Genomic DNA, 23,384 nt, shown 5'->3' on the forward strand with positions numbered 1-23,384 from the left:
ACGTATCTGGCGGCGCGGGCCGCAAAGTTCGCGCTACGGCGGTTATGAAACCGGACGGAAGGGGAAGGAGTTACCGCGACAACGTCGAACCGGCCCTGATGAGCAGCTTGCTCAGGTTGCCCAGCGGGCCGCTGTAGTCGCCCCCGGCGTCCTCGGCCACCTTGGCGGTTTCGGCCCCGAGGCTGGCGAGGATTGCGGCAATGTCGTGGGCCGGGGTTTTGGCGTCGGCCAGCAAGTTGTTGAGCAAGTTGAGCTCCTGCTTGATTTTGGCCAGGCCGGGGCGGGTGGAGGCGGTGAGCACGGCGGCCCAGCGCTCAATCTCGGCGCGGCCCTGGGGGCCGGAGTTAGTGGGCGTACTCGCCGTGAGAAACGTCAGCGTATCGTCGAGCAGGGCGGTGTTTTGCTGGTCGCTCACGGCCAGGGGCACGGCGGGAGTGGCGGGCGTTTGCGGGGTGGTGGCGGTGGAGTCCATGGGAATGCGAAATGAGGAAGATGCGTGGAGGGCTATACTAGCGCGGGCCCAAAAAAGTTAGCTGAGCGGTTTGGCAAGGGCTGCGCAGACGCGCGGGCATCGGCGGCGGGTTACCTTTTCGGAAGCTACTCATTAATTGACATCGTTTCACCTTCAATTACTAAATTCAATGAAAACGCCCGTCAAAACCCTGCTCTTCGCCGCCGCCGTGGCCCTGACCGCCACCGCCTGCGAGCAAACCAAAACTACCGAAACCACCACCGATGGCCAAACCACCGTCGTGACTGACAGCACCACGACCACGCCCGCGGTGACGGCCACCGAAGCCGGGGCCGCCGTCGACGAAGCCGCGGCCGAAACGAAAGCGGGCATGGCCGAGGCCGGCGCCAAAATCGACGCCGCCGCCGACAAGGCCGGCGCCAAAATAGAGGCTGCCGGCGCTAAGGTGGAGGCAAAAATGAATGCCGCCGGCGCTAAACTGGACGCCATGGGCGACGCCGCTGCCAAATCGGCCGCGCAAACCAAGGAGAACATGAAAGAGGCCGCTAAGAAGTAAGGCACCCGGCCACGCGGCGCGCAGCGAAGCACGGCCGCCTGTTCAGATGAGCCCCGGGCCGGTACCGGCTCGAAGGGTGGAACAAAAGAGGCCCGTGCGCAGAACGCACGGGCCTCTTTTGTTCCGCTATTCCGGCGCAAGCCCGGCCATTTCCAACAGCACCTCATAGTAGGGGCGGCCCGACATGCGCGCCAGCAGCCAGCAGTAGAAGCTGATGGATTGGAGGTTTTCCCGCTCCAGGGGCACGAAGGACGGCAGCTCGTCGACGCGGGCGGCGAAGGCCGGCCGGCGGGCCACCGCGGGGTCGTTGATTATCTCGTGCACCAAGCCCAGAAAGCTGAGCGCGTAATGGTAGGGCCCGCCCACCGGCACGGCCTCCGCAGCGGGCGCGCCGGCCGAGACCGGGACGGCGGGCACCGCCGGAAACTGTTCGCGCAAGCCGCGCTCGATGGCCCGGAGGCGGCCGAGGGCCAGGTCTTCGTGGCCCAGCTCCAGCTGAATGAACATCTCGGCCAGGTTCTTATTCAGCAGCCACTCCAGGCCCAGGTGCTCTTCCAGCCAGTGGTCGGTGCGGCCGAGGCGGAGCAGGGCCTGGTTGGCTTTGCTGAAATTGCCCTCGGCAAAATGATGAAACACCAGCTGCAGCCGGGCCGTCAGTTCCTCGTTCAGCGACAGGGCGGGCGTGGCTTTCAACGCCTGCTCCAGCAGCGCGATGCCTTCGGGGTTGCGGCGCAAAAACGCCAGGTTGGCGGCCAGCAAAAAGCTGAAGCGCGGCGCGAGCTCCGCAAACTTGCGGCCGGGTGCCGCCGCTATCAGAGCCCGCCCTTGCTCCAGGTACGCCACCGATTCGGCGAAGTGCCGGGACCGGTACAGGGCGTGGGCCAGCATGTAGAGCAGCCGCAGCTGGTAGCTGCGCTGGGCGGGCGCGAAGCCGTGGCGCCGCTCCATGAGGCGGTAGCAGCGCTCGATGTAGGCGGCAAAGACGGCGAAGTCGCGGCGCACCAGCATGGCGCTCCGGGCGATGGACATGAGGCGGCACAGCAGCGAGGGCGACCGGGCAAAGGCTTCCTGCAAGTCGTACTCGACCAAAATGTCGTGCATCAAAGTGTCGAGTGGGGCGGCGGCGCGGCCTTTTTTGCGGGCTTCGCGCAGGCGCTGGCGCAGCAGGCTGTCGGCGATGTTGGCCCGCTCCTCCTCATCAGCGGCCTTTTTGTTGACGTGGCGGCGGGCAATGATTTCGGCCAGGGGCTCGGCGTGCGGCGAGTTGGCGTACTGAATCTGGAGGTTGTACACCGCGTTCAGGGGCTCGTACTGCTCGTTGGCGTGGGCCAGCTTCTCGGCCTTGCGCAGCGTGCTCCAGGCCAGGCGCGGAATGCCGGCCTCGAACAGATACTGGGCCAAGGTGAGCTGCCCGCGCACCGAAGCGGCGGCCGTGGTGTCGAGCTGGCGCTGGCGCAGCAGCAGGTAATCGGTGAGGTGGCGCAGCAGGCGCTTGCGCAGCGCGTAGTAGGCCACGGGGTTGGGCTCGGCGGGGTACACCCGGGCAATAAGCTGCGCACTGGTCAGCTCCTTGGCCTGGAGCAGCAGCTCGTAGAGGCGGGAGTCGAGGCGGCCGGTGGCCTTGCGCCGCTGGCGTTGGATGAACCGGCCGAAGTCGCGCCGGTCGTCGGGGCTGAGGGTGAGCAGGGTGGTGCGCAGGTCATCCATGGGAGCAAATTACGGCGCGGGCGCCGGCCGGCCGCTGAGGGCGGAGCCGTGACCAGCTCATGTTTCACGGGCACCCCAACGGGCCCGTAACTGCGGCCGGCCTTATCGCAAAAAATCGCCCCAGCACAACCCCACCCAACCGCCCCGCCCGCTACCGGAGCCGGCGGGCGACAAGAACCCCAATATCCTATATTTTATCCGTTCATTATTACTAGCCAAATAGATACGCGCACTACCTACCCATTTGCAACATCGGAGAATCCTGGAAATACCTTAGCATTCCGTCAGTCACTCGCTCACCTTTACGCACGGTCTCACCTAACTTATTTCCCCATGCGTACTTACTTACTATTTGTAATACTGGCCCTACTGGCCGGGGCCGCCCACGGGCAGGACCTGCTCACCAAGCGCAACGGCGACGAGCTGCCGGTGAAGGTGGTTGAAATCACGCCGGCCGAGGTAAAATACCGCCGAACTGACAACCCGGACGGCCCGCTCATCAGCGTATGGCGCACCGACGTGTTTATGATTCGCTACGCCAACGGCACGAAGGAGGTATTCGGCACGGGGGCCGTTCCGGCCATTTCGGGGGCTGCCACGCCGGCAGCAGCCCCGGCGGCCCCAACACCTGCGGTGGGCGGCATAGTGGTGCCCGGCGATGAGATTGACCTGAACCAGACCATCGCCCTCGACGGGCCGCGCATCGGCTTTACCGTGCTCACGAACGGCGTGTTGAACAAAGCCCGCGAGCAGGTAGGCGACCTCAATCCCTTCCTGACGCAGTTCGGCTGGCAATTTGAAACCCGCTTGTTCCGCATGCCCAGCGGCCTGAGCGGGCTGGTGGAATTCGTGCCGCTGGTAGGCGGCCTGGAGCAGGGCAAGTTTCTGCCCAGCCTGAGCGGGCTGCTGGGCATTCGCGGCCCCAAGGGGTTCGAGGTGGGCGTGGGGCCCAACCTGACGCCGCTCGGGGCCAACCTGGTGCTGGCGCTGGGCACGTCGTTTCGCTCCAACGGCATCAATTTCCCCGTGAACTTGGCCGTGGTGCCCGGCAACGGCGGCGCCCGCATTAGCCTGCTGGTTGGTTTCAACGCCCGCCGCCGCTAGCAGCGGCGCCACCGGGCTTTTCGCATCCGCGCCATGAACCGACTCTTTCCCCTGCTCCTGCTGCTGGCCGGGACGGCCCGGGCTCAGCCCGCCCCCACCGACGTCATGCTGCGCACCGACGGCTCGGAGGTGCCCAGCCGCGTGCTCACCATTACGCCCGAAGAGTTGCGCTACCTGCCCCCGGCCGGGGCCGATACGCTGCGCCTCGCCACGGCCGACGTGTTCCTAGTGCGCTATGCCAACGGGACCCGCGAGGTGCTGCACCCACCCGCCCCGGCTGGCGCGCGGCTCTTTCCCGTCGACCTGTTGCCGGGCCTCGACGTGGCCCAGCGCCGCGCCCTGGCCCAGCAGGCCGCCGCCCGCGGCTACACCGACCGGGGCCCGTTCTGGGGTTCGCTGGGGGCTACCCTCTACGGGGGGCCGCTGCTGGGCGTGGTGGCGCCGGCTATTATCGCCCCGCGTCCGGTGGCGACTGCCCGGCTCGGCGCCCCCCACCCCGAGCTGCTGGCCGACCCGTCCTACGGCGAGGCGTACCGCCAGGAGGCCCAGCGGCGCAAGCGCGGCCGGACCTGGGGCGGCTACGGCGTGGGTGTGGGCGCCTGGGTGCTGCTAATTGGCGCGCTCGCGGCCAGCGCCCACTAGCCCGCCGCTGGCTTGGCGGGCGGGGGTGCAACATTCCGGCATTCCGCCCGAGGCGGCATCGCCCGCGCAGACGCTTCCGTACAAGGCCCATGGTTTAGCTCAACCCTTGCCACTTCTCTTTCACTTTTCAACGCACTCACCATGGACATCAACCAGAACAATGTCAAAGACCAAACCGAGCTGAAGGCCCGCGGCAACTGGAACGAGCTAAAGGGCGAAGCCAAGCAGAAGTGGGGCAACCTCACCGACGACGACCTAACCTACGAGGACGGCAAGCAGGACGAGTGGTTCGGTCGCTTGCAGGAGAAAACCGGCCACGCCGTGGAAGACATCAAAACCTGGTTTCAGCGCACGTTTTAGCAACGCATGCCAACGAGGTGACGCGCCTTCCAATCCACACGCGGCTGCCTCGTTGCAAAAAGCCCTTTCTGGCAGCAGAAAGGGCTTTTTTTGCTTAGTCAATGCTCGTTACCCCAACCTTCGCGCGGGCTTTCCGTGTAATAAAAACTTCGTCGTTCCGCTTCGTGCCGCCCCATGTCCGCCACTGATACGCTCCTCGCCGCCGTGCCGCGTTCGCCTGCGTCCGGCATCAAAACCCTGGCCCGCCTGGGCTTCGCCGCCATCGGGGTGGTGTATTTGCTGATGGGCGTGCTGGCCCTGCTGGCCGCCACCGGCCAGCGCCAGGGCGCCCGCGCCGACAAAGAAGAAGCCGTGCAGCGCCTGCAGGACGTGCCCGGCGGCAGCCTGCTCCTGGGCCTGGTTGCCTTCGGGCTGCTGGGCTACATCGTGTGGCGGTTCACCCAGGCCATCCGCGACACCGAGAGCAAGGGCTCGGGCGCCAAAGGGGTGGGCACGCGGCTTTTCTACGTCGCCAGCGGCCTGTTCTACAGCGGTCTGGCGCTTTACGCGGGCCGCCTCGCCCTGAGTGGACGTGCCCAAAAGGGCGGCGACACTTCGCAGTCCCTCACCGCCCAGGTGCTGGGCTGGCCCGGTGGCAACTGGCTGATACTCCTGGTGGGCCTCGTCATTATCGGCATCGGCGTCTCGCAGGTCTACCGCGCCTACGCCGGCCAGTTTCAGAAGGACGTGAACGCCAGCCGCCTGCCGGCCGGCCAGCAGCAAGTGGTGTACCGCACCGGGCAGGTGGGCTTCACGGCGCGGGCGGTGGTGCTGGGCCTCATCGGTTACTTCTTCGTGCAAGCCGGCCGGCAGTCGCGGGCCGGCGCCGTGGGCAGCACCGACGAAGCCTTTGACCTGCTGGCCGCCATGGGGCCGGTGGCGCTGGGCGTGGTGGCCGCGGGCCTGGTGGCCTACGGGCTCTTCATGCTGGTGCAGGCCAAATACCCGGTGCTGCGCGGCGTGTAGGCCGGGCGTTGCGGCCGGAGCTGGGGCAGCGGGCGAGAGCGGCCACCGAAACACCACCGGCTACGCCTCGTCGAACACGTTGGCCCACTCGATGGCCAGGCCGGGCAGGGTGGCCACGGGCATGGGGCCGGGCGCGGCGTATTCGGCGGCCAGCTCATACCGCTCGTTTTCCAACACATAGGTTTCGATGGTTTGCTGCCCCGGATATACTATCCAGTATTCCCGTACGCCGTTTTCTTCGTACACGCCGAACTTCGTGCGGGTGTCGTGGGCCGTGTTGCCGGGCGAGACAATTTCGATTATCCAATCGGGCGCGCCCAGACAACCGCGCTCGTCAAGCTTCGCCTGGTCGCAGACCACAAAAATGTCGGGCTGCACGACGGTCTGAATTTGGGCATCGCCATTTCCAGTGCTGCGGGCAAGGCGCACGTCAAACGGCGCATTAAACATCTCGCACTGCTTGTGGAGCAGGAAGTCTTCTATCCGGTACGCCAGGCGGCGCGAAACCGTCTGGTGCCGCCGGCCAGCCCCGGCCATTGGCCGAAACACTTTGCCCCGAATCAATTCCACAAACTCGTCAAACTTCCAGGTCAGGTAGTCGGCGTAGGTGTAGCTGCCGTTGGGGTCGAGTTGCGAGAGGTGGGTAATGGGGGGCATGGCCGGGAGCGTTGGTACATGAATAAAGATAGCGCGGGCGGCTCAGGCGTTGGCCGTTTCCGCCACGTAGTCGGCCAGGTACTGGTAACGCGGCATGAGTTCTCCACCGCGGGCAATGGTAGCGCGGGCGACAATGCCCGCCGGGTCGTCGCCCAGCAGGTGGGGCAGCACGTGGTCGAGCAGTTGACGGCCGAAGTCGCGGCTGGCGTTGCGGGGCAGCTCGCAGGGCAGATTGTCCACGGCCATCACCGTGATGTTGTCGGGTCGGGAGTAGGCCGGCTCCAGGGCGCCGGTCCGGCGGTTGTAGTCGTAGGCGGGGTCCGGGATGGTGGTGGCGCGCTTGGTGGTGGGCACCGAGCCGTTCACGTCGCAGGTGACGTCGGCGATGGTGTTGATGCGGAAATCCGGGCGCCGGGTGTCGGCTTCGGTGAACAGCACCGGCGCGGCCGGGTGCCAGTAGGCGCAGGCAATGAGCAGGTCGGTCACGGGCAGGAAGGGGCCGAACGTGGACTCGTAGGCGTGCGGGTGGCGGTGGAAGTCGGCGGTGTCCCACACCCGACCGTCGCGGCGGCGGTTGTAGTCGGAGCTGCGCAGTTGGGTGAACACGGGCTCGTGGAAGTCGAGGTAGAGGTAATCGTACACGCTCACCTGCCGCAGCCCCATCAGCTTGAGCACTTCTAGCGCACCCTGGGCCACCCGCCCCGAGCCCGTGACGGCCATTTTGATGGGCGGCAGCCGCTTCACCTTGAAGAATTCTTCCTCCATGTCCTCCATGTCCACGCACTGGTGGGCGGGCTTGAGCGCAAACAGGCCGTGCTTGCGGCCGTAGGTGAGCAGGCCGTTGTAGGCCCCCACAATGCCGGCCCAGCGCCCGAAGGCCACGAGGCGCTCGCCGCCGTCGCCGTTGGTTAGCAGCTCGTAGTCAATCAGGGTGATGCGCTGGCGGAGCACGGCCCGCAGCAGCTCGCGGTTGGCGGGCTGCTTCTTCACGGTGTGCGAGAAGAAGAGGTAGGTTTTGCCGGGGATGAGCTGGCTCACGTCTGCTTCCTTCACGCCCATGAGGATGTCGCAGTCGGCCACGTCCTCGCACACTTCCAGGCCCAGGTCGCGGTACTCGTCGTCCGAGAAGCAGCGGTGGGGGCTGGTTTTCACCCAAATGTGCAGGCCGGGGTACTGGGCCTCGGCTTCGGCGCATTTCTTGGGGGTGAGGGCCACGCGCTTGTCGGGCGGGGTTCTGCCTTCGCGCAGAAGACCGATGGTGAGGGGCATGGGGCGGGATTTGGGGGAATGGTTCAGGAAGGCGAAAAGAACGTCATGTCGAGCTTGCCGAGACATCTCGCGGGCAGCAGTAATCTAGTCGCTGCAACGAAGCGAGCGAGATGTCTCGGCTGCGCTCGACATGACGGGCTGTTCAGATAGAGCAAAGGCCAAAATTACGGGTTTGGTAGCCGTCCGACGGGACGTTTCGGGCGTACCTTTGTTAAGGAATCTAACCCTGCGAGTTACCCCGCTAAAACCGCCCTCAAACCTCCCACTTCTCGTTTTTATGACGTTGAAACCCCAGCTTGCCGACGTTTTTGAAGCCCGCCACAACGCGCCCGGCGCCGACGAGCAGGCCGCCATGCTCCGCACCATCGGCGTGGCCAGCCTGGCCCAGCTCATCGACGAAACCGTGCCGCCCGCCATCCGCCTCCAGCGCCCGCTGGACCTGCCGGCCGCGCTGACCGAGCGCGCCTTTCTGGCCAAATTCAAGCAGATTGCCGGTCAGAACCAGGTGTTCAAAAGCTACATCGGCCTGGGCTACCACGACACGACTTTGCCCCCCGTCATCCAGCGCAATATTCTGGAAAACCCGGGCTGGTACACCGCCTACACGCCCTATCAGGCCGAAATTGCCCAGGGCCGACTCGAAGCCCTCATCAATTATCAGACGATGATAATTGACCTGACCGGCATGGAAATCGCCAACGCCAGCCTGCTCGACGAGGGCACCGCCGCCGCCGAGGCCATGCACATGCTGCACAGCCAGACCAAGAAAAAGGGCGCCCAGCAATACTTCGTCTCCGACCAGGTGCTGCCCCAGACCATCGACCTGCTACGCACCCGCGCCACGCCGGTCGGCATCGAGCTGGTGGTGGGCGACCACCGCCGGCTGGACCTGAGCGCCGGGAGCTTCTTCGGCGCCATGGTGCAGTACCCGGCCGCCGACGGCGAAATCTTCGACTACCAGGACTTCATCGCCCAGGCCCGCAAAAACGACGTGTTCGTGGTGATGGGCGCCGACCTGCTGGCCCTCACGCTGCTTACCGCGCCCGGCGAGCTGGGCGCCGACGTGTGCGTGGGCAACTCCCAGCGCTTCGGCGTGCCGATGGGCTACGGCGGCCCGCACGCCGGCTTCTTTGCCACGAAGGACCAGTTCAAGCGGGTGCTGCCTGGCCGCCTCATCGGCCAGAGCGTGGACGCGGCCGGCAACAAGGCCTACCGCATGGCCCTGCAAACCCGCGAGCAGCACATCCGCCGCGAGAAAGCCACGAGTAACATCTGCACCGCGCAGGTGCTGCTGAGCGTGCTGGCCGGCATGTACGCCGTGTACCACGGCCCCCAGCGCCTGCGGCAGTTCGCCGTGAACACCCACAGCCTGGCCCAAACCTTGGAGGCCGGCCTGCAGAAATTGGGCGTGGAGCAGACCAACGAACACTACTTCGACACCCTGAACCTGCGCCTGGAAAGCGCCGAGTTGCAGCAGGCGGTGAGGAAAGAAGCCAAAGCCGCCCGCCTCAACTTCCGCTATTTCGACGAGGTGCGGGTCGGCATCTCGCTCAATCAGAACACCGAGCTGGCCGACGTGGCCGACATTCTCAACGTTTTCGCCAAAGTGCTGGGCAAGGCCACAGCCGCCGCCACCCAGGCCGAAACCCTGGAGCTGACCTGGCCCAGCAGCTTCGTGCGCACCAGCGACTACCTCACCCACCCCGTCTTTAACTCGCACCACGCCGAGCACGAGCTGCTGCGCTACATGAAGCAGCTCGAGAATAAGGACCTCAGCCTGGCGCACAGCATGATTGCGCTGGGCTCGTGCACCATGAAGCTGAACGCCACCGCCGAGATGATTCCGGTGACCTGGCCCGAAATCGGCGGCCTCCACCCCTTCGCCCCGGTGGAGCAGGCCAAGGGCTACGAGCAGATTTTCGCCGACCTGCAAACCTGGCTGTGCGAGGTAACCGGCTTTGCCGCCGTCAGCCTGCAGCCCAACTCCGGTGCGCAGGGCGAGTATGCCGGCCTGCTGGCCATCCGCGGCTACCACGAGGCCCGCGGCGACCATCACCGCAATGTCGCCCTCATCCCCGCTTCGGCCCACGGAACCAACCCCGCTTCGGCTGTGATGGCCGGTATGCAGGTGGTGGTGGTGAAGAGCACCGAGGACGGCAACATCGACGTGGCCGACCTCACGGCCCAGGCCACCAAGTACGCCGACAAGCTCTCCTGCCTGATGGTGACCTACCCCAGCACGCACGGCGTGTACGAGGAAACCATCATCGACATCTGCCAGACCATTCACGAGCACGGCGGCCGGGTCTACATGGACGGCGCCAACATGAACGCCCAGGTGGGCCTCACCTCGCCCGCCATCATCGGCGCCGACGTGTGCCACCTCAACCTGCACAAAACCTTCTGCATCCCACACGGCGGCGGCGGCCCCGGCGTGGGCCCCATCGGCGTGGTGGCCGACCTGGCCCCCTACCTGCCCGGCCACGCCGTGGTGCCGGTGGAAGGCCGCGTGAACGGCTCGGTATCAGCCGCGCCGTGGGGCTCGGCCAGCATCCTGCCCATCAGCTACGCCTACATTTCGATGATGGGCGGCGATGGCCTGCAGCGCGCCACCGAGCTGGCCATTCTGAACGCCAACTACATCAAGGCCCGCCTCGAAGCGCACTACCCGGTGCTCTACACCGGCCGCCACGGCCGCTGCGCCCACGAAATGATTCTCGACTGCCGGCACTTTAAAAAGGCCGGCATCGAAGTCGAGGACATTGCCAAGCGCCTGATGGACTACGGCTTCCACGCCCCCACCGTCTCGTTCCCCGTGGCCGGCACGCTGATGGTGGAGCCCACCGAAAGCGAGAGCAAGCCCGAGCTGGACCGGTTCTGCGACGCCATGATTGCCATTCGCAAGGAAATTGCGGACGTGGAGTCGGGCAAGGCCGACGCCAAGGACAACGTGCTCAAGCACGCCCCCCACACCGCCGCCACCGTGCTGGTCCACGACTGGACCCGCCCCTACTCCCGCGAGCAGGCCGTGTACCCCACGGAGCACGCGCGGGCCAACAAGTTCTGGCCCAGCGTGAGCCGCATCGACTCGGCCTACGGCGACCGGAACCTGATTTGCAGCTGCACGCCCATTGAGCAGTACGTGGACAAGGAAGAAGAACTGGTGCAGGCCGACAAAGGCCCTTCCTATTAAGTACTCAGGCAAAAGTAACCGTCTAGTGCTGGCTGTGTAATTTGGGGGCATGTTATTACCCCCCACACCGCTCACGGCGACCGAGATGGTGACGTTGGAAGCGTGTGGCTTGCACGGGCCGCACCCGCGCCAGCGACGGCGAGCCTTAGCTATTTTGGGCCACCACCGGGGCCAGTCGCTGCCCCAACTGGCGACGCTGTTCGCCGTGCGCTACGCGACTGTCCACGACTGGCTACAGGCTTGGCAGCAACGCGGCGTGGCTGGCCTGGCCCCGGTGGTGGCCCAAAAAAAGTGATGGCCTGGCTGGGGCCGGCGACCCAGCAATTGCGCACGTTGCTGCCGCGTATCGGCCAGGAGATGGGCGTGCGGCTCAGCGCCGGCAGTCTGCGCCGCCTGGCCCGCCACTTGGGGTACCGCTGGAAACGGCTGCGTCGCAGCCTCAAAGAGCGGCGTGATGCGGTGTTGTTCGGTTTTTTTCAACAGGAGCTGGCCCACTTACACCGCGGCGAACGGGCCGGGGAAGTGGCCGTGGTCTATGTGGACGAGTGCCGCGTTTCGCGCCAGGCCCCGGTGCCCTACGCCTGGCAAGTGCGCGGGCAACCGGCCGTACGCTTGCCCGCCGAGCGCGATTCCGGCGGCTATTCCGTGCTCGGCTTCTGGCAGCCCGGGGCCGCCGACCCGGCCCGGGCCTTCGTCGGCCTGGTGAGCGAAACGGCTTGGACGGCAGAACTCTTCGTCAAGGCCGTGGACGAGCAGGTGGGCACATCGGGCCGGCCCACGGTGCTCGTGCTCGACAACGCCTCCATTCACCGGGCTACCTGCGTGCAACAGCGCCTGCCCGCCTGGCGCACGGCCGGCGTGCAACTGCAGTCCCTCCCCGCTTACTCGCCCGAACTCAACCGGATTGAAATCCTGTGGCGCTTCCTCAAGCACTACTGGCTCACGCCACCCGATTATCTTTCCCTCGACACCCTGCACCAACGACTCCAATTCATCCTCAAACGAATCGGTTATGACTATACGATTACTTTTGCCTGAATACTTAGGAGTTAAAAGTGAAGAGTTAAAAGTGAAAAAGCCCGCCTGACGATTCAGGCGGGCTTTTTCACTTTTAACTCTTCACTTTTAACTCATTTACTGCCTTGCTCGCCGAAGCAGCGGCGGTCCATGTAGCCGGTGAGAGTTTTGCCGTCCTTGTCCAGCCGCACGCGCACAAAGTAGGCGTTGATGGTGTCGGTTACCTGCACTTCGTTGCCGGCGATGGTTTGGGCCAGCACGGTGGAGGTTTTCTTCATACCGTCGTACACGGGGCAATTCACAATGGTGTTGTGCGGGACCGGCGTTCGATTTGCGCCCGAGGTTTGCATTCGTTCGTCGCGGGTGGAAGAGCAAGCAGCCAGCAGGCCCGCCGCGGCCATAACCAATAAGACAGCACTTTTCATTGACGCAGCAAGAAGAATGGGGTGGAAATTTGGGGGTAAGGTAGGATAAAATCTGGTTATGTCAAGGTTATGCAACGACTTTGAAGAGGCCCTGCACCCCACCCGATGCTAAGAAAACGGGAACGCGGGGGGTGGTTTCTTCGTTGAGAACCCAGAGCCCAAAACTGCGCATTTCTTTACTGAAACACGGCGTTTTAGGCTCGTTTTCTCACCCGTCCTCTTTCCCGATATATGAACCGCATCACCCGTTTTTTGACTCGTCCGGCTGCTTTGGTCGCCGCGAGTCTTGTGCTGTTGTTGGGCACCAGCGGCTGCACCACCACTTCCCGCGTGGGCGTCACCAACGACTTCGACCACGCCGTTAACTTCCGGGCCTACAAAACCTGGTCCTGGTACCCGCAGCAGCCCACCGACACCGAGGGCGGCCCCGCCAAGGGCTACCAGTCGTTTCTTGATAAGCGGATGCGCGCAGCCGTTACCGCCGAGATGACCCGTAAAGGCCTGACCGAGGTCGACAAAGCGCCGGACATCTACGTGGCTTACAGCGCCCGGGTGGAAGACAAGCAGCAAGTGTCGCCTTACTACAACGGGCTCGGCTATCCGTACGGCTACGGCTATGGGTACTACGGCCGCAACTACCAGCCCGTGACCCAGTACAAAGCCGGCACGGTGGTGATTGACATCATCGACGCCCGCCGCAAGGAGTTGGCGTGGCGCGGTACCGGCCAGGCCCAGGTCGACCAGAACACCATTTCCGACGCCGAAACCCTACGCATCGTGAATGGCATCCTGACCACCTACCCGCCACAGGATAGCAACGCCCGGCGTTAGAACCAAGGCCGAGGGTATTTGTCTGAAAAAGCCGTTTCCAATGTGGAAACGGCTTTTTTGTTTAACTTGACCGCGCAACTGCTGTGACTGACATGCGTTCCTCCCGCCGGGTTTTTCTGTTTATTGCCGCCAGCGTCGACGGCTTCATTGCCCGCCCCGATGGCGGGATTGACTGGTTGGCCCGGGTCGAAACCGAGGGCGAGGACTACGGCTACGCCCGCTTTATCGAGCAGGTAGATACCGTCATCATGGGCCGCCACACCTACGACACGGTGCTGGGTTTTGGCCTGCCGTTTCCGCACCTGGGCCGCACCTGCTACGTACTCTCGCGCACCCGCACCGGCGCCGACGACAACGTGCGGTACTACGCCGGCCACCCTGCCGAACTGGTGCAGGAACTCCGCCAACGGCCGGGAAAGCACATTTTTCTTGACGGCGGCGCCCAGGCGCTGGCCGCTTTCATGGCGCAGGATTTGGTGGACGACTACATCGTCTCTACCATTCCGGTGCTGCTGGGCGAAGGCATTCCCTTGTTTTCGGGGCGGCAGGCGCAGGAGCTGCCGCTGCAGCTGGTGAGCAGCACCGCGTACGCCTCGGGGCTGGTGCAGCGCCACTACCAGCGCGTAAGAAGCTGAAGCCCGGCTGCACCCGCGGCTTCTGTGCTAGCGGGCGGCCCTGCGAAGGCCCTTAAATCGGCACGTTCACGTGGCGCTCGGCGTGGTAGCTGCTGCGCACTAGCGGGCCGCTTTCCACATACTTTAAGCCGCGCTTTAGGCCTTCTTCCTTGTAGTGGGCAAACTGGTCGGGAGTGATGAATTCGGCCACGTCGAGGTGGCGCTTGGTGGGCTGCAGGTACTGGCCGAGGGTGAGGATGTCGAGGCCGTTGGCCACGAGGTCGTCCATGGCCTGGTACAGCTCGTCGGGCTGCTCGCCCAGGCCCAGCATGATGCCCGACTTGGTGCGGTGGCCGGCCAGCTTCGTGCGCCGGATTTGCTCCAGGCTGCGGTCGTAGCGGGCCTGGGGGCGCACGAGGCGGTAGAGGCTGCCCACGGTTTCAATGTTGTGACTGATGACTTCCTGGCCGCCCGAAATCATCACGTCCAGCGCGTCCCAGTTCGCTTTCACGTCCGGTATCAGCGTTTCGATGGTGGTTTCGGGGCTGAGCTGCTTGGTGAGCACCACGGTTTCGCGCCACACGCTGGCGCCGCGGTCCTTCAGCTCGTCGCGGTTCACCGAGGTGATGACGGCGTGCTTCACCTTCATCAGCTTGATGGCTTCGGCCACGCGGCGGGGCTCGTCGAGGTCGTATTCGGTGGGGCGGCCGGTGGCCACGGCACAAAACGAACACGAGCGGGTGCAGATGTTGCCCAGAATCATGAACGTGGCGGTGCCGGCGCCCCAGCATTCGCCCATGTTGGGGCAGTTGCCGCTCTCGCAGATGGTATGCAGCTTGTGCTCGTCCACCAGCCGGCGCACGGCGGCGTACTCTTCGCCCACGGGCAGCTTCACGCGCAGCCAGTCGGGCTTGCGGGGGCGGGCGGGGGCAGCCGTTTCGGGCTGGATAACGGGAAGGTCAATCATTGTTTCAATGAGGAATGAGCAATGAAGAATGAGGAATTACCTCCGGCTCATTGGATACCAAGCACCAACAAATTTACGGCGCAATTGATGCGTTGCGTCTACCTATCCTTGTCCTTGCCCAATTCCTCATTCTTCATTCCCCATTCCTCATCAAGCGCAGCGCTACGACCGGTGCCCGAAGTACAGCGTCAGGTACACCGACGGAAAGAACTGCCGGTTTAAGTCGTCCCGGTCGGCTTCGGGGCTGAGAATAAGCAGGCGCTTGGTGAAGGCTTCCACCAGAAAGCCCGCTTCGAGGCCCGTGACGGCGTCGCGGTAGCGGCCGTACTCAAAGCTGAGCCCGCCGCGCACGTGGAAGCCGGGCACCACGCTCGTTTGGCCGATGCCGCTGAAGAGCGGACCGCGGTCGAGGATGGCGCTCGTCACGGCGTGCTTGACAGGGTCGTATTGCTCATTCACAATTTCGTCACCCTGCAGATTGGGGGGTCCTCCCCCGGCAGCTGCCACTGTGCGGTCGTAGCTGATATGGTAAGGCATGAGCAAGCCGAGGGACGGGCCCACGCTCACCAGGCCGTTTACCTGCACGCCCGCGTCGGCGGCTTTGCGGAACAGAATGCGCTGCAGGCCCACGGAGGGCCGCAGCACGAAGGCGTAGTTCGTTTTGCGCTCCACGAAGCTGCCGCCCACCACGGTGTTGACCCGCTCTTCCTTGGTGTTTTTCAGCATCACGCCTTCAATGCTCCAGAACCGCAGAAACCGGTCGTCGAGCACGCGCGAGGAGCGCACGGACCCGCCCCCGAGCAAGCCGCCCTGGGTATTAAAATTGATGCCGTACACAAACTCTTTGCGGTACGACTGCTCATCGGACGGCGCGGCGCCGGGCCCTGGGGCCGGCCGGGTGGGCGCCTGGGCTTGGGCCGTCGCCGCAAGTAGTAGGCCGGTGGCCAGCAAGCCAAAAAAACGAGGAATGAGGGGAAGCATAAGTATCCAGAAATGAGCCCGACCAAAGGCCGCAGGCGCGGCGTGCTAAGCAGTACGTAAATTAGCTAAAGAATAAACAACTCTGTAAAGTTAACTTCCTGATTTGATGAACACCGCCACTGCCCGCTACGCCGGCCACCTGCGCACCGAAGCCACCCACGTGGCCTCGGGCAACCTGATTCAGACCGACGCGCCCACCGACAACCACGGCCGGGGCGAGGCTTTTTCGCCCACCGACCTGGTGAGCACCGCCCTCGGCGCGTGCATGATGACCGTCATGGGCATCGTGGCCGAACGCCACCAGCTCAATCTGGTCAACAGCACCTTTGCCGTCACCAAGCACATGAGCACGGAAGCGCCGCGCCGCATCGCCCAAATCGACGTGACGTTCACGCTGCCCGCCGGGCTGTCGGCCACGGAGCGGGCCCTGCTGGAACGCTCGGCCCACACCTGCCCGGTCACGCTGAGCCTGCACCCGGACATCCGGCAAAACGTGGTGTTTGAGTACAACTGAGTGATGAAGTGATGGGGTAATGGGGTCAACAGGTACTGCTTCGTCACTTCATCACTTCATCACTTCATTTTAGAGGCTACTTCGCTGAGGCGAATGCCCATGTGGGAAGCATCGTAGCGGCACTCGCCGTCCTGGATGAGCAGTAGCTGGGGCGACTCGTGGCGGATGCCGAATTGCTCGGCAATCTGGGCCGACAGGGGCCGGAAGCGCAGCAAGTCCAGGTAATAAATGGGCACGTGGGCCAGGCCGCTGTCGGCCCACTGGCGCTCAATCTTGCTTTTGGCCGCCGCGCTGATGGAGCAGGTCGTGCTGTGCTTGAAGATGAGCACCGGCTGCTCGTGCGAGGCCTGTGCCAGGTCGGTTAGCTGTTCGGGTTGGGTGAGGGGAAGCCAGGGGGTGGACATAAAATACACAATGATGAAAATAGCAACGCGCTTCGGCGGGAATCAGCCGGCGGAAACGATACGTGCGGCAGCGATTTTTAGGTTGGGATAACGGGGCGATAACACCTAACTGCCCCGAAGTCATTCCATCTTTTTACCTGTTCCGACCGGCGGGGCCTGGGGTTTCTTGCGGCGACGCAGGTTCAACAATCCGGCCGGCTTCGCGGGGGGCCCGGTGACGGTTTCGTAGTCAAGCTCGTCGCTGCGTTCGGGCCGGGGCTGAGTGCTTTCGCCGCGCCGGAGCCGGGCGGGCGTCACGGCGAGGTGGCTGTCTTTGTAGGGCGAGTCGGTGCGCTGGGCCTCGCGCAGCGCCCGCCGGTTGGCGGCCTTCACCTGCGCCGGGTTTTCGTGCACGATTTGGGCCACGGCCGCCCGGCTGCTCAGCAAAGCCCCCACGCCCAGCAGCAGGGCCAGCAACAACCTAGGGCTTGACATCGGGCGCGGGCGCGGCGTCAGGGGCAGCATCGGGTGCGGGCGCCGGAGCCGCCGGCTGGTGGTCGGGGCCGTAGTTGGGTTTGCCATGGAGGCTGAACTTAAAGAAGTGACGGATGGACTGCCTGGGGCGAAAAGGCTTGGGCGCGGGCTTGTTCTTGCGCCGGCGCATCAGCTTGGGCTTCTTCAGCAGCCCCTGCTTGTCGTATTTCACCGTGGGCCGCTCGGGGAGCGGGCGGGCTTCGGGGGCGGCGGCCACTGCCACTGCCGCGGCCACGGGCGCACCCGCCGGGGTCGACACGTCGGTCGCGGCTTCTTCGGTATCAACGGCCGGTTTTTTCTTGAAGAGGGAATTTGATTCCCGGCTTTTGCGGGCTTCGGCCGTGGCTTTCTGCTGGGCCAGGAACTCGGCCGACGGCTTGGGCGTGGGCATCCGGTAGGGATGGAAAATGGCGCAGCCGCCCAGCCCTGTCAGCAACAGCACCCTCAACCCGGCACGAAGAGCAAGGAGTAAACAGTTTTTCACCGTAAGGCAGGCAAGGTCAAAGAGTAAGCGCAACAAAGATGCGAAGAAACGCGCGCGAAAACCGGGCCAACCCGGCGCCGCGCCGACTAATACGCCCGCAATGCCAGCACTTGCTCGCGCAAACGCTGCTGGGGCAGGAACGCCGCCTCCAGCGGCGGCGCAAATGGAATGGCCGTATCGAGCGAGGCCACCCGGCGCACCGGCGCGTCGAGGTGCTCGAAGCAATGCTCCCCAATCCAGGCCGCGATTTCGCCGCCGATGCCGCCGGTCAGGGTGTCTTCGTGCACGATGAGGACGCGGCCGTTCTTGGCCACAGTGCGGCGCACGGCGTCCTGGTCCCAGGGCAGCAGGGTGCGCAGGTCGAGGATGTCGGCCGACACGTTCAACTCCTGGCATACCTCCAGGGCCCAGCGCACGCCCATGCCGTAGGTGATGATGCTCAGTTCTTCGCCCTCCAGCGCCAGCGCGGCCCGACCGATGGGCGTGGTGTAGTAGGCCTCGGGCACCGGGCCGCTGAGGCTGCGGTAGAGCAGCTTGTGCTCGAAATATAGCACCGGGTTGGGGTCTTCGAAGGCGGCGCAGAGCAGGCCCTTGGCGTCGTGCGGGTTGCTGGGGTACACCACTTTCAGGCCGGGCACGTGCGTAAACCAGGCCTCGTTGCTCTGGCTGTGGAAGGGGCCGGCGGCGCTGCCCGCGCCGGTGGGCATGCGCACCACCACGTCGGCGTTCTGGCCCCAGCGGTAGTGGCTCTTGGCCAGGTTGTTCACAATCTGGTTGAAGCCGCAGGTCACGAAATCAGCAAACTGCATTTCGACCATGCTCTTCTTGCCCCTGATGCTCAGCCCCAACCCGGCGCCCACGATGGCCGACTCGCACAGCGGCGTGTTGCGCACCCGCGCCTTGCCAAACTCGGCCACAAATCCTTCGGTAATCTTGAACACCCCGCCATAGTCGGCAATATCCTGGCCCATGAGCACGAGGTCGGGGTAGCGCACCATGCTCTGGCGCAGGCCCTCGGAAATGGCGTCGATAAAGCGAATCTCGCGATTCGCTAATGAAGAATGAGGAATGAGGAGTGAGGAATTATCCGGCGTCCCCAATTCTTCATTCCTCATTCTTAATTCCTCATTAAGCGCAGCGTACGGCGCGTACATATCCGCTATTTCCTCGGCCACGTCGGCCACTGGCATCGGCTCGGCGTCGGCTTCCTGCAGGCCGGCTTCGATGGCGGCCTTGATGGTTTCGCGGATGCGGTGCCTGGCCGTTTCGGTGAGGATGCCCTCGGCCAGCAGCCACTTTTCGTAGTTGTCCACCGGGTCTTTTTGGGCCCACTCTTCCATCAAGGACTGCGGCACGTACTTGGTGCCGCTGGCTTCCTCGTGGCCGCGCATCCGAAAGGTCAGGGCCTCCACCAGCACGGGGCGCGGGTTTTGGCGCAGGTCCTCGGCCAGGCGCTTCACCGTGGTGTACACCTCCAGCACGTTGTTGCCGTCGACCTGCACGGCTTCCATTCCGTAAGCTGGGCCTTTGTCGACGAAGGACTGGAAGCGGAACTGCTCGTTGCTGGGCGTGCTCAGGCCGTAGCCGTTGTTTTCAATCACGAAGATGACCGGCAACTGCCACACGGCGGCCACGTTCAGGGCCTCGTGGAAGTCGCCTTCGGAGGCGCCGCCGTCGCCGCTGTAGGTGAGGGTGACTTTGGGCTTTTGGTCGAGCACATCGGCCAGGGCAATGCCGCCGGCCACGGCCAATTGCGGCCCGAGGTGCGAAATCATGCCCACGATGTGGTGCTCGTTGCTGCCGAAGTGGAAGCTGCGGTCGCGGCCCTTGGTGAAGCCCGTGCGCTTGCCCTGCCACTGCGCAAACAGGCGCCCCAGCGGCACCCCGCGCGCCGTGAACACGCCCAGGTTGCGGTGCAGCGGCAGGATGTACTCGTCGGCCTCCAGGGCCAGGGTGCTGCCCACCGAAATGGCTTCCTGCCCGATGCCCGAAAACCATTTGCTCACCTTGCCCTGCCGCAGCAGAATCAGCATTTTCTCCTCAATCAGCCGGGGCCGCAGCAGGTGCTGGTAGAGGTGCAGCAGGGTGTCGTTGGCGTGGTCGTGGCGGTCAAAAGTCATGGGTGGGCGCAGGAAGACGGGACCCGGCAAAGGTAGCAGAGCTTCGTGCCTGCCTAGCGGCGGGTGAGCTGAACGTCGAACCGGCCTTCGGTCACTTGCAGCACCGCGGGCAAGTCGGCGTAGCGGGCGCTTTGCTGGGGCTCGGCCCGCAGCTCAAACCGGCCGGCCACGGACGGGTGCGCCCCGGCGGTGTCGAGGCGCGTAATGGTGAGGGTGCCGGCGCTCGGCGCATCGGTGGCGTAGCCCACGCGGCGGCGGCTGGTTTGCAGCACCGCGTGGCGGCCGGCGTGGTCCCGCAACGCCCCCAGCGGGTACACGCCGGGGCCGGTCACGTGGTCGACCACAAAGTTGAAGTTGGTCACCGGCCCGGCCACTTGCAGCCGGCGGAAGGCGTCGAGGCGCAGCTCGCCGTGCTCGTAGTAAGCGTTGGGGGTGAGCACATTGCCTGCCAGCGTGGTGGTGTTGCTGGCTTCCCACACCTGCCCGTTTACGCGGCAGCCGAAGGTGTTGGCCCCGGACTGCGTGGCGGCGGGCAGCCGCACCGGTTGCGGCTGCGGAAACAGCTGGTCCGTCGCGTCTTCGCAGCTTAGCAGCACCGGCACCAGGAAGAGTAAAAACAGTCGTTTCATAAGTCAGGGCAGAAATCAGGAAAGAGCGTTGAGATTGGGTGATGCGCGAACGGATGCGGCACGGAGCGAAAGGTAGCCACGCGCGGCCACAGTTTGCCGCTGAGCTCCTGAGCGTGAAAGGTCCATTGGCGTTGCATGACTCGTGGAATGCGGCCGGCGCGGGCGTCTATCTTCGTGCCCGCTTTGTAATTTTTTATCCCTGTTTATGCTCCAAACTCTACCCCGTGTTCTCCTTGCCCTTTTTCTACTCGTAAACACCGCCCACGCCCAGCAACCCGATTCGCTCGCGGCGCCCGCGTCCGCCCCCGACAGCCTGGACGCCGCCCGGTTGCGGGCGGGCAGCCTGCCGGCTTTCACCACCGTTCAGCCGGCCCTGAGCCGCGTGGCCGGGGTGCAGGTCACGCCCTATTCCGGGGCGCCGGGGGCCTGGGCCACGGTGCGCATCCGGGGCTTCGCCAACGTGACGGGCGGCAGCCAGCCGCTATACGTGGTGGACGGCGTGCCGGTATACAACACCGAGGTAACCCCCGAAGAGTGGGGCAACACGGAAGTTCCAATCCCGGGTTTCCTGAGCCGGTACGGCGCCGTGACCCCGCCTTACACGCCCGCGACCAATCCGCTGCTGGACCTGCCGGTGGAGGAAGTGGCCAGCGTAGAAGTGCTGAAAGGCGCGGCGGCCACGGCGCGCTACGGAATGCAGGGCAGCAACGGCGTCGTGCTCATCAGCACCCGCGCCGGGGCCGACGGCGCCAACGCTCCCCAGCCCTTGCGGGTGCGCTACGCCGGCTGGGGCGGCGTGCAGCAGGTGCGCCAGCGCTACGACCTGCTCAGCGGCCGGGCGTATGCCGACCTGGCCAACGTGGCGGAGGCCAACGCCGGGCGCCCACCCCGCTACTCTCCCACCGACCTCCGCAACCTGAGCGAAGTGGACTGGCAGGACCGGGTATTTCGGGTGGCCGGCGTGCAAAGCCACAACCTGAGCGTGGACGGCCTGGCCCGCGGCACCCGCTACTACGCGGCCGCCGACTACCTGCGCCAAGCCGGCGTGGTGACCGGCTCCGGCCTGAGCCGCTACCACCTGCGGGCCAACCTCGACCAGCAGCTGACCCGCCGGCTGCGCCTGGGCCTGAAAGCCAGCGCCAGCCAAGCCGACCAGCGCTACGCGGGGTCTCGATTCGATGCCGGGCCACTGCTGGAAAATGCATTGCTGGCCCGGCCCGCCGTGCTGCCCGGCACGCCGGCGCCGCGCTTTTTCAACTCCCCGCAGTTTGAATTGGACTACTTCCGCGGGGAACCCCGCACCCGCCGCCTGCTCGCCCAGCTGAGCGCCACCTACCAGCTCAGCGACGCCCTGAGCCTGCGCGTGCGCGGCAGCCGCGAGCAGACCGACGCCCGGGCGCTGGGCTATTCTCCCGACAGCAGCCCGACCCCGAACGCGGTTGAGACGTCCACTTCCACCACCGTCGGGCATAGTTCGGTGCTGGACGCCGCGCTGGAGTACCGGCGCACGTTTGGCCGCCAGCACGCCCTGACCGGGGCGCTCGCCTACCTGCGCCAGCGGTTCGACCGCAAGCTGGCGCGCCGCGAGTACTACAGCTTCGGCGGCGGTTCCAGCCTCAGCTCCTATGAGCAATCGGTCAAAAGCAACCCGATTCACAGCCCGTCGGCCCGCTTGGGCTACGCCTACGCCGGCCGCTACGAGGTGCAGGCCTCGCTGCGTTCCGACTTTGCCTTCAACCCGGCTGGCAAGGGCGACTACCACTGGTTTCCGGGCGCGCAAGTCAGCTGGCACCTGCACAGGGAAGCTTTTCTAGCCGAAGCAGCCGGCCTGCGCGACTTCACGCTGTGGGTTGGCACGGGGCAAACCAGCACGTTTTTCTCGCCCGACCGCACCACCCACCACGACGCGGGCCTGCGCCTGGGCGTGCTGGACGGCAAGCTCACGCTGGAAGCCGGCGCCTACCAGCGCCGCACCCGCCACGCCCAAACCTTGCTACGACTGCCCGTACCCTTTACCTCTCCCGTGGAATACATTGCCGTGGCCTTCCCGGACGTGGTCCTTTTGAACCGCGGCCTGGAACTGACCCTAACCAGCGCTTGGGAAATAGGAACCATGCAGGGCTCCACCCAAGTGGTCGCCGCCACCAACCGCAACCAGGTGGAGGGAGGACTGCCCGCCGGTAGTCCCAGTTTGCCATCAAGACAAGGACTGGAGCAAGGCCAACCCGTTGGCCGCTTTTACGTGTTTGAACAGGACGGCACCCACCCCGCCGGCTCGCCCCTGGCCGGCCAGACCCGCTTCCGCGACCGCAACAACGACGGCCAAGTGGACTTCGCCGACGGCTCATACCAGGGCAGTGGACTGCCGCGCTACACGCTCGGCTTCTACCAGCAACTGCGCCTGCGTCGCTTTCAGCTGGAGACTCAACTCGATGGCCTCTTTGGCTACCAGTTGCTCAATCCCGCACTCGTGTGGCTCGACACTCCAACCGGCAACTTCAACAGCTCGGCGCGGGCCCTCGGCTACTGGACTCCCAGTCGGCAGGATACGTCCGTGCCCCAACCCGGCTCCGACGTACCTTTCCGGCTCAGCGACCAAGCCCTGGAAAGCGGCAACCACGTGCGGCTTTCCCAGCTTACCTTCAGCTACGAGGTGCTGAACGCCGGCGCCCGGCGGGCCAGCGTGTGGGTGGGCGGCCAGAACCTGTTCGTGACGGGCGCCTACCGCGGCTTCGACCCCAACGTGGGCAGCGGCGGGGCCGCGCCGCTGCAGGCCGGGCAAGACGCCAGCGTGTACCCCGTGGCCCGGGTGTGGCAGGTGGGCGTGCGCGGGCAGTTTTAACGGCGTAGCAGGCGGGACCAGCGGCCGGCACGGCTAATCCTTTTCGAGCACGCTGCATGAAACAGTCGAGCTTCGTTT

At 65.0% G+C, this 23,384-nt stretch carries 24 protein-coding genes; 12 read left to right on the plus strand and 12 right to left on the minus strand.

Annotated elements, in window-relative coordinates; genetic code table 11:
• Positions 1-70 precede the first annotated feature (70 nt).
• Positions 71-472 carry a hypothetical protein gene (locus RMO51_RS08125; RefSeq protein ID WP_310393664.1) on the minus strand — a complete coding sequence of 134 codons (402 nt, stop codon included), beginning with the start codon at positions 470-472 and terminating at the stop codon, positions 71-73.
• Positions 473-641: 169 nt separating this feature from the next.
• Here RMO51_RS08125 and RMO51_RS08130 point away from each other — a divergent pair, with 169 nt between their 5' ends.
• Positions 642-1,028 (plus strand): hypothetical protein, encoded by a 387-nt coding sequence (locus RMO51_RS08130; RefSeq protein WP_310393665.1) that lies wholly within the window; start codon positions 642-644, stop codon positions 1,026-1,028.
• 126 nt (positions 1,029-1,154) lie between these two features.
• On the opposite strand, the gene RMO51_RS08135 is transcribed toward RMO51_RS08130, so the two are convergent.
• On the minus strand, positions 1,155-2,735 hold the full coding sequence (locus RMO51_RS08135; protein ID WP_310393667.1) for a hypothetical protein: 1,581 nt from the start codon (positions 2,733-2,735) through the stop codon (positions 1,155-1,157).
• 333 nt (positions 2,736-3,068) lie between these two features.
• Between RMO51_RS08135 and RMO51_RS08140 the strand changes: the two genes are divergently transcribed.
• From RMO51_RS08140 to RMO51_RS08155, 4 genes are all read left to right on the plus strand, one after another.
• Positions 3,069-3,839 (plus strand): hypothetical protein, encoded by a 771-nt coding sequence (locus tag RMO51_RS08140; RefSeq protein WP_310393669.1) that lies wholly within the window; start codon positions 3,069-3,071, stop codon positions 3,837-3,839.
• 33 nt (positions 3,840-3,872) lie between these two features.
• Complete coding sequence (locus RMO51_RS08145; RefSeq protein WP_310393671.1) at positions 3,873-4,481, plus strand: hypothetical protein; 609 nt, start codon at positions 3,873-3,875, stop codon at positions 4,479-4,481.
• 141 nt (positions 4,482-4,622) lie between these two features.
• Positions 4,623-4,841, plus strand: coding sequence for a CsbD family protein (locus tag RMO51_RS08150; protein WP_310393672.1), 219 nt, complete (start codon positions 4,623-4,625; stop codon positions 4,839-4,841).
• A gap of 174 nt (positions 4,842-5,015) precedes the next feature.
• Positions 5,016-5,846, plus strand: a complete 831-nt coding sequence (locus tag RMO51_RS08155) for a DUF1206 domain-containing protein (RefSeq protein ID WP_310393674.1) — start codon at positions 5,016-5,018, stop codon at positions 5,844-5,846.
• A gap of 60 nt (positions 5,847-5,906) precedes the next feature.
• Here RMO51_RS08155 and RMO51_RS08160 read toward each other — a convergent pair whose 3' ends face one another.
• Both RMO51_RS08160 and RMO51_RS08165 read right to left on the minus strand, forming a co-directional pair.
• A complete protein-coding gene (locus RMO51_RS08160) occupies positions 5,907-6,503 on the minus strand; it encodes a Uma2 family endonuclease (protein WP_310393675.1) in 597 nt (198 codons plus the stop codon).
• A 42-nt stretch (positions 6,504-6,545) separates the two neighbouring features.
• On the minus strand, positions 6,546-7,772 hold the full coding sequence (locus tag RMO51_RS08165) for an NAD(P)-dependent oxidoreductase (protein WP_310393676.1): 1,227 nt from the start codon (positions 7,770-7,772) through the stop codon (positions 6,546-6,548).
• A 277-nt stretch (positions 7,773-8,049) separates the two neighbouring features.
• On the opposite strand from RMO51_RS08165, the gene gcvP reads away from it, so the two are divergent.
• From gcvP to RMO51_RS08180, 3 genes are read left to right on the plus strand one after another with little or no spacing between them, the layout of a single operon-like run.
• Positions 8,050-10,965 (plus strand): aminomethyl-transferring glycine dehydrogenase, encoded by a 2,916-nt coding sequence (gcvP, locus tag RMO51_RS08170; RefSeq protein ID WP_310393677.1) that lies wholly within the window; start codon positions 8,050-8,052, stop codon positions 10,963-10,965.
• 49 nt (positions 10,966-11,014) lie between these two features.
• Positions 11,015-11,260: a helix-turn-helix domain-containing protein gene (locus RMO51_RS08175; protein WP_310393679.1), complete on the plus strand. Its 246-nt coding sequence runs from the start codon at positions 11,015-11,017 to the stop codon at positions 11,258-11,260.
• A gap of 38 nt (positions 11,261-11,298) precedes the next feature.
• Positions 11,299-12,003 (plus strand): IS630 family transposase, encoded by a 705-nt coding sequence (locus tag RMO51_RS08180; protein WP_310393680.1) that lies wholly within the window; start codon positions 11,299-11,301, stop codon positions 12,001-12,003.
• A 92-nt stretch (positions 12,004-12,095) separates the two neighbouring features.
• On the opposite strand, the gene RMO51_RS08185 is transcribed toward RMO51_RS08180, so the two are convergent.
• Positions 12,096-12,407, minus strand: coding sequence for a hypothetical protein (locus RMO51_RS08185; protein ID WP_310393682.1), 312 nt, complete (start codon positions 12,405-12,407; stop codon positions 12,096-12,098).
• A 231-nt stretch (positions 12,408-12,638) separates the two neighbouring features.
• Here RMO51_RS08185 and RMO51_RS08190 point away from each other — a divergent pair, with 231 nt between their 5' ends.
• Both RMO51_RS08190 and RMO51_RS08195 read left to right on the plus strand, forming a co-directional pair.
• Complete coding sequence (locus tag RMO51_RS08190; RefSeq protein ID WP_310393683.1) at positions 12,639-13,238, plus strand: DUF4136 domain-containing protein; 600 nt, start codon at positions 12,639-12,641, stop codon at positions 13,236-13,238.
• Between the two features lie 92 nt (positions 13,239-13,330).
• Entirely contained in the window at positions 13,331-13,873 is a 543-nt protein-coding gene (locus tag RMO51_RS08195; RefSeq protein WP_310393685.1) for a dihydrofolate reductase family protein, read from the plus strand.
• 52 nt (positions 13,874-13,925) lie between these two features.
• Here the strand turns inward: RMO51_RS08195 and lipA are convergent, their stop codons facing one another.
• The gene (gene lipA, locus RMO51_RS08200) at positions 13,926-14,819 is read right to left on the minus strand and encodes a lipoyl synthase (RefSeq protein ID WP_310393686.1); all 894 of its coding nucleotides are present in this window, start codon (positions 14,817-14,819) and stop codon (positions 13,926-13,928) included.
• A gap of 162 nt (positions 14,820-14,981) precedes the next feature.
• Entirely contained in the window at positions 14,982-15,800 is an 819-nt protein-coding gene (locus RMO51_RS08205; protein ID WP_310393688.1) for a hypothetical protein, read from the minus strand.
• Positions 15,801-15,906: 106 nt separating this feature from the next.
• Between RMO51_RS08205 and RMO51_RS08210 the strand changes: the two genes are divergently transcribed.
• Entirely contained in the window at positions 15,907-16,314 is a 408-nt protein-coding gene (locus RMO51_RS08210) for an OsmC family protein (protein WP_310393690.1), read from the plus strand.
• 59 nt (positions 16,315-16,373) lie between these two features.
• Here the strand turns inward: RMO51_RS08210 and ytxJ are convergent, their stop codons facing one another.
• The 5 genes from ytxJ to RMO51_RS08235 form a co-directional block, all read right to left on the minus strand.
• Positions 16,374-16,718 carry a bacillithiol system redox-active protein YtxJ gene (ytxJ, locus tag RMO51_RS08215; protein WP_310393692.1) on the minus strand — a complete coding sequence of 115 codons (345 nt, stop codon included), beginning with the start codon at positions 16,716-16,718 and terminating at the stop codon, positions 16,374-16,376.
• A gap of 120 nt (positions 16,719-16,838) precedes the next feature.
• Entirely contained in the window at positions 16,839-17,192 is a 354-nt protein-coding gene (locus RMO51_RS08220; protein WP_310393693.1) for a hypothetical protein, read from the minus strand.
• The gene (locus RMO51_RS08225) at positions 17,179-17,622 is read right to left on the minus strand and encodes a hypothetical protein (RefSeq protein WP_310393694.1); all 444 of its coding nucleotides are present in this window, start codon (positions 17,620-17,622) and stop codon (positions 17,179-17,181) included. Before RMO51_RS08225 ends, RMO51_RS08220 begins: the two co-directional genes overlap by 14 nt.
• 179 nt (positions 17,623-17,801) lie before the next feature.
• Entirely contained in the window at positions 17,802-19,835 is a 2,034-nt protein-coding gene (locus RMO51_RS08230; protein ID WP_310393696.1) for a dehydrogenase E1 component subunit alpha/beta, read from the minus strand.
• Positions 19,836-19,888: 53 nt separating this feature from the next.
• A complete protein-coding gene (locus RMO51_RS08235) occupies positions 19,889-20,464 on the minus strand; it encodes a hypothetical protein (RefSeq protein WP_310393698.1) in 576 nt (191 codons plus the stop codon).
• Positions 20,465-20,669: 205 nt separating this feature from the next.
• On the opposite strand from RMO51_RS08235, the gene RMO51_RS08240 reads away from it, so the two are divergent.
• Positions 20,670-23,306: a TonB-dependent receptor plug domain-containing protein gene (locus RMO51_RS08240; RefSeq protein ID WP_310393700.1), complete on the plus strand. Its 2,637-nt coding sequence runs from the start codon at positions 20,670-20,672 to the stop codon at positions 23,304-23,306.
• The last annotated feature ends 78 nt before the right edge of the window (positions 23,307-23,384 follow it).

This window comes from Hymenobacter sp., assembly GCF_031398885.1.
Taxonomy (GTDB): domain Bacteria; phylum Bacteroidota; class Bacteroidia; order Cytophagales; family Hymenobacteraceae; genus Hymenobacter.

What these genes read in the sequence shown, in the direction of transcription:
- RMO51_RS08125 (WP_310393664.1), bottom strand. Translation starts at nt 472, where the DNA reads ATGGACTCCACCGCCACCACCCCGCAAACGCCCGCCACTCCCGCCGTG.
- RMO51_RS08130 (WP_310393665.1), top strand. Translation starts at nt 642, where the DNA reads ATGAAAACGCCCGTCAAAACCCTGCTCTTCGCCGCCGCCGTGGCCCTG.
- RMO51_RS08135 (WP_310393667.1), bottom strand. Translation starts at nt 2,735, where the DNA reads ATGGATGACCTGCGCACCACCCTGCTCACCCTCAGCCCCGACGACCGG.
- RMO51_RS08140 (WP_310393669.1), top strand. Translation starts at nt 3,069, where the DNA reads ATGCGTACTTACTTACTATTTGTAATACTGGCCCTACTGGCCGGGGCC.
- RMO51_RS08145 (WP_310393671.1), top strand. Translation starts at nt 3,873, where the DNA reads ATGAACCGACTCTTTCCCCTGCTCCTGCTGCTGGCCGGGACGGCCCGG.
- RMO51_RS08150 (WP_310393672.1), top strand. Translation starts at nt 4,623, where the DNA reads ATGGACATCAACCAGAACAATGTCAAAGACCAAACCGAGCTGAAGGCC.
- RMO51_RS08155 (WP_310393674.1), top strand. Translation starts at nt 5,016, where the DNA reads ATGTCCGCCACTGATACGCTCCTCGCCGCCGTGCCGCGTTCGCCTGCG.
- RMO51_RS08160 (WP_310393675.1), bottom strand. Translation starts at nt 6,503, where the DNA reads ATGCCCCCCATTACCCACCTCTCGCAACTCGACCCCAACGGCAGCTAC.
- RMO51_RS08165 (WP_310393676.1), bottom strand. Translation starts at nt 7,772, where the DNA reads ATGCCCCTCACCATCGGTCTTCTGCGCGAAGGCAGAACCCCGCCCGAC.
- gcvP (WP_310393677.1), top strand. Translation starts at nt 8,050, where the DNA reads ATGACGTTGAAACCCCAGCTTGCCGACGTTTTTGAAGCCCGCCACAAC.
- RMO51_RS08175 (WP_310393679.1), top strand. Translation starts at nt 11,015, where the DNA reads ATGTTATTACCCCCCACACCGCTCACGGCGACCGAGATGGTGACGTTG.
- RMO51_RS08185 (WP_310393682.1), bottom strand. Translation starts at nt 12,407, where the DNA reads ATGAAAAGTGCTGTCTTATTGGTTATGGCCGCGGCGGGCCTGCTGGCT.
- RMO51_RS08190 (WP_310393683.1), top strand. Translation starts at nt 12,639, where the DNA reads ATGAACCGCATCACCCGTTTTTTGACTCGTCCGGCTGCTTTGGTCGCC.
- RMO51_RS08195 (WP_310393685.1), top strand. Translation starts at nt 13,331, where the DNA reads ATGCGTTCCTCCCGCCGGGTTTTTCTGTTTATTGCCGCCAGCGTCGAC.
- lipA (WP_310393686.1), bottom strand. Translation starts at nt 14,819, where the DNA reads ATGATTGACCTTCCCGTTATCCAGCCCGAAACGGCTGCCCCCGCCCGC.
- RMO51_RS08205 (WP_310393688.1), bottom strand. Translation starts at nt 15,800, where the DNA reads ATGCTTCCCCTCATTCCTCGTTTTTTTGGCTTGCTGGCCACCGGCCTA.
- RMO51_RS08210 (WP_310393690.1), top strand. Translation starts at nt 15,907, where the DNA reads ATGAACACCGCCACTGCCCGCTACGCCGGCCACCTGCGCACCGAAGCC.
- ytxJ (WP_310393692.1), bottom strand. Translation starts at nt 16,718, where the DNA reads ATGTCCACCCCCTGGCTTCCCCTCACCCAACCCGAACAGCTAACCGAC.
- RMO51_RS08220 (WP_310393693.1), bottom strand. Translation starts at nt 17,192, where the DNA reads ATGTCAAGCCCTAGGTTGTTGCTGGCCCTGCTGCTGGGCGTGGGGGCT.
- RMO51_RS08225 (WP_310393694.1), bottom strand. Translation starts at nt 17,622, where the DNA reads ATGCCCACGCCCAAGCCGTCGGCCGAGTTCCTGGCCCAGCAGAAAGCC.
- RMO51_RS08230 (WP_310393696.1), bottom strand. Translation starts at nt 19,835, where the DNA reads ATGACTTTTGACCGCCACGACCACGCCAACGACACCCTGCTGCACCTC.
- RMO51_RS08235 (WP_310393698.1), bottom strand. Translation starts at nt 20,464, where the DNA reads ATGAAACGACTGTTTTTACTCTTCCTGGTGCCGGTGCTGCTAAGCTGC.
- RMO51_RS08240 (WP_310393700.1), top strand. Translation starts at nt 20,670, where the DNA reads ATGCTCCAAACTCTACCCCGTGTTCTCCTTGCCCTTTTTCTACTCGTA.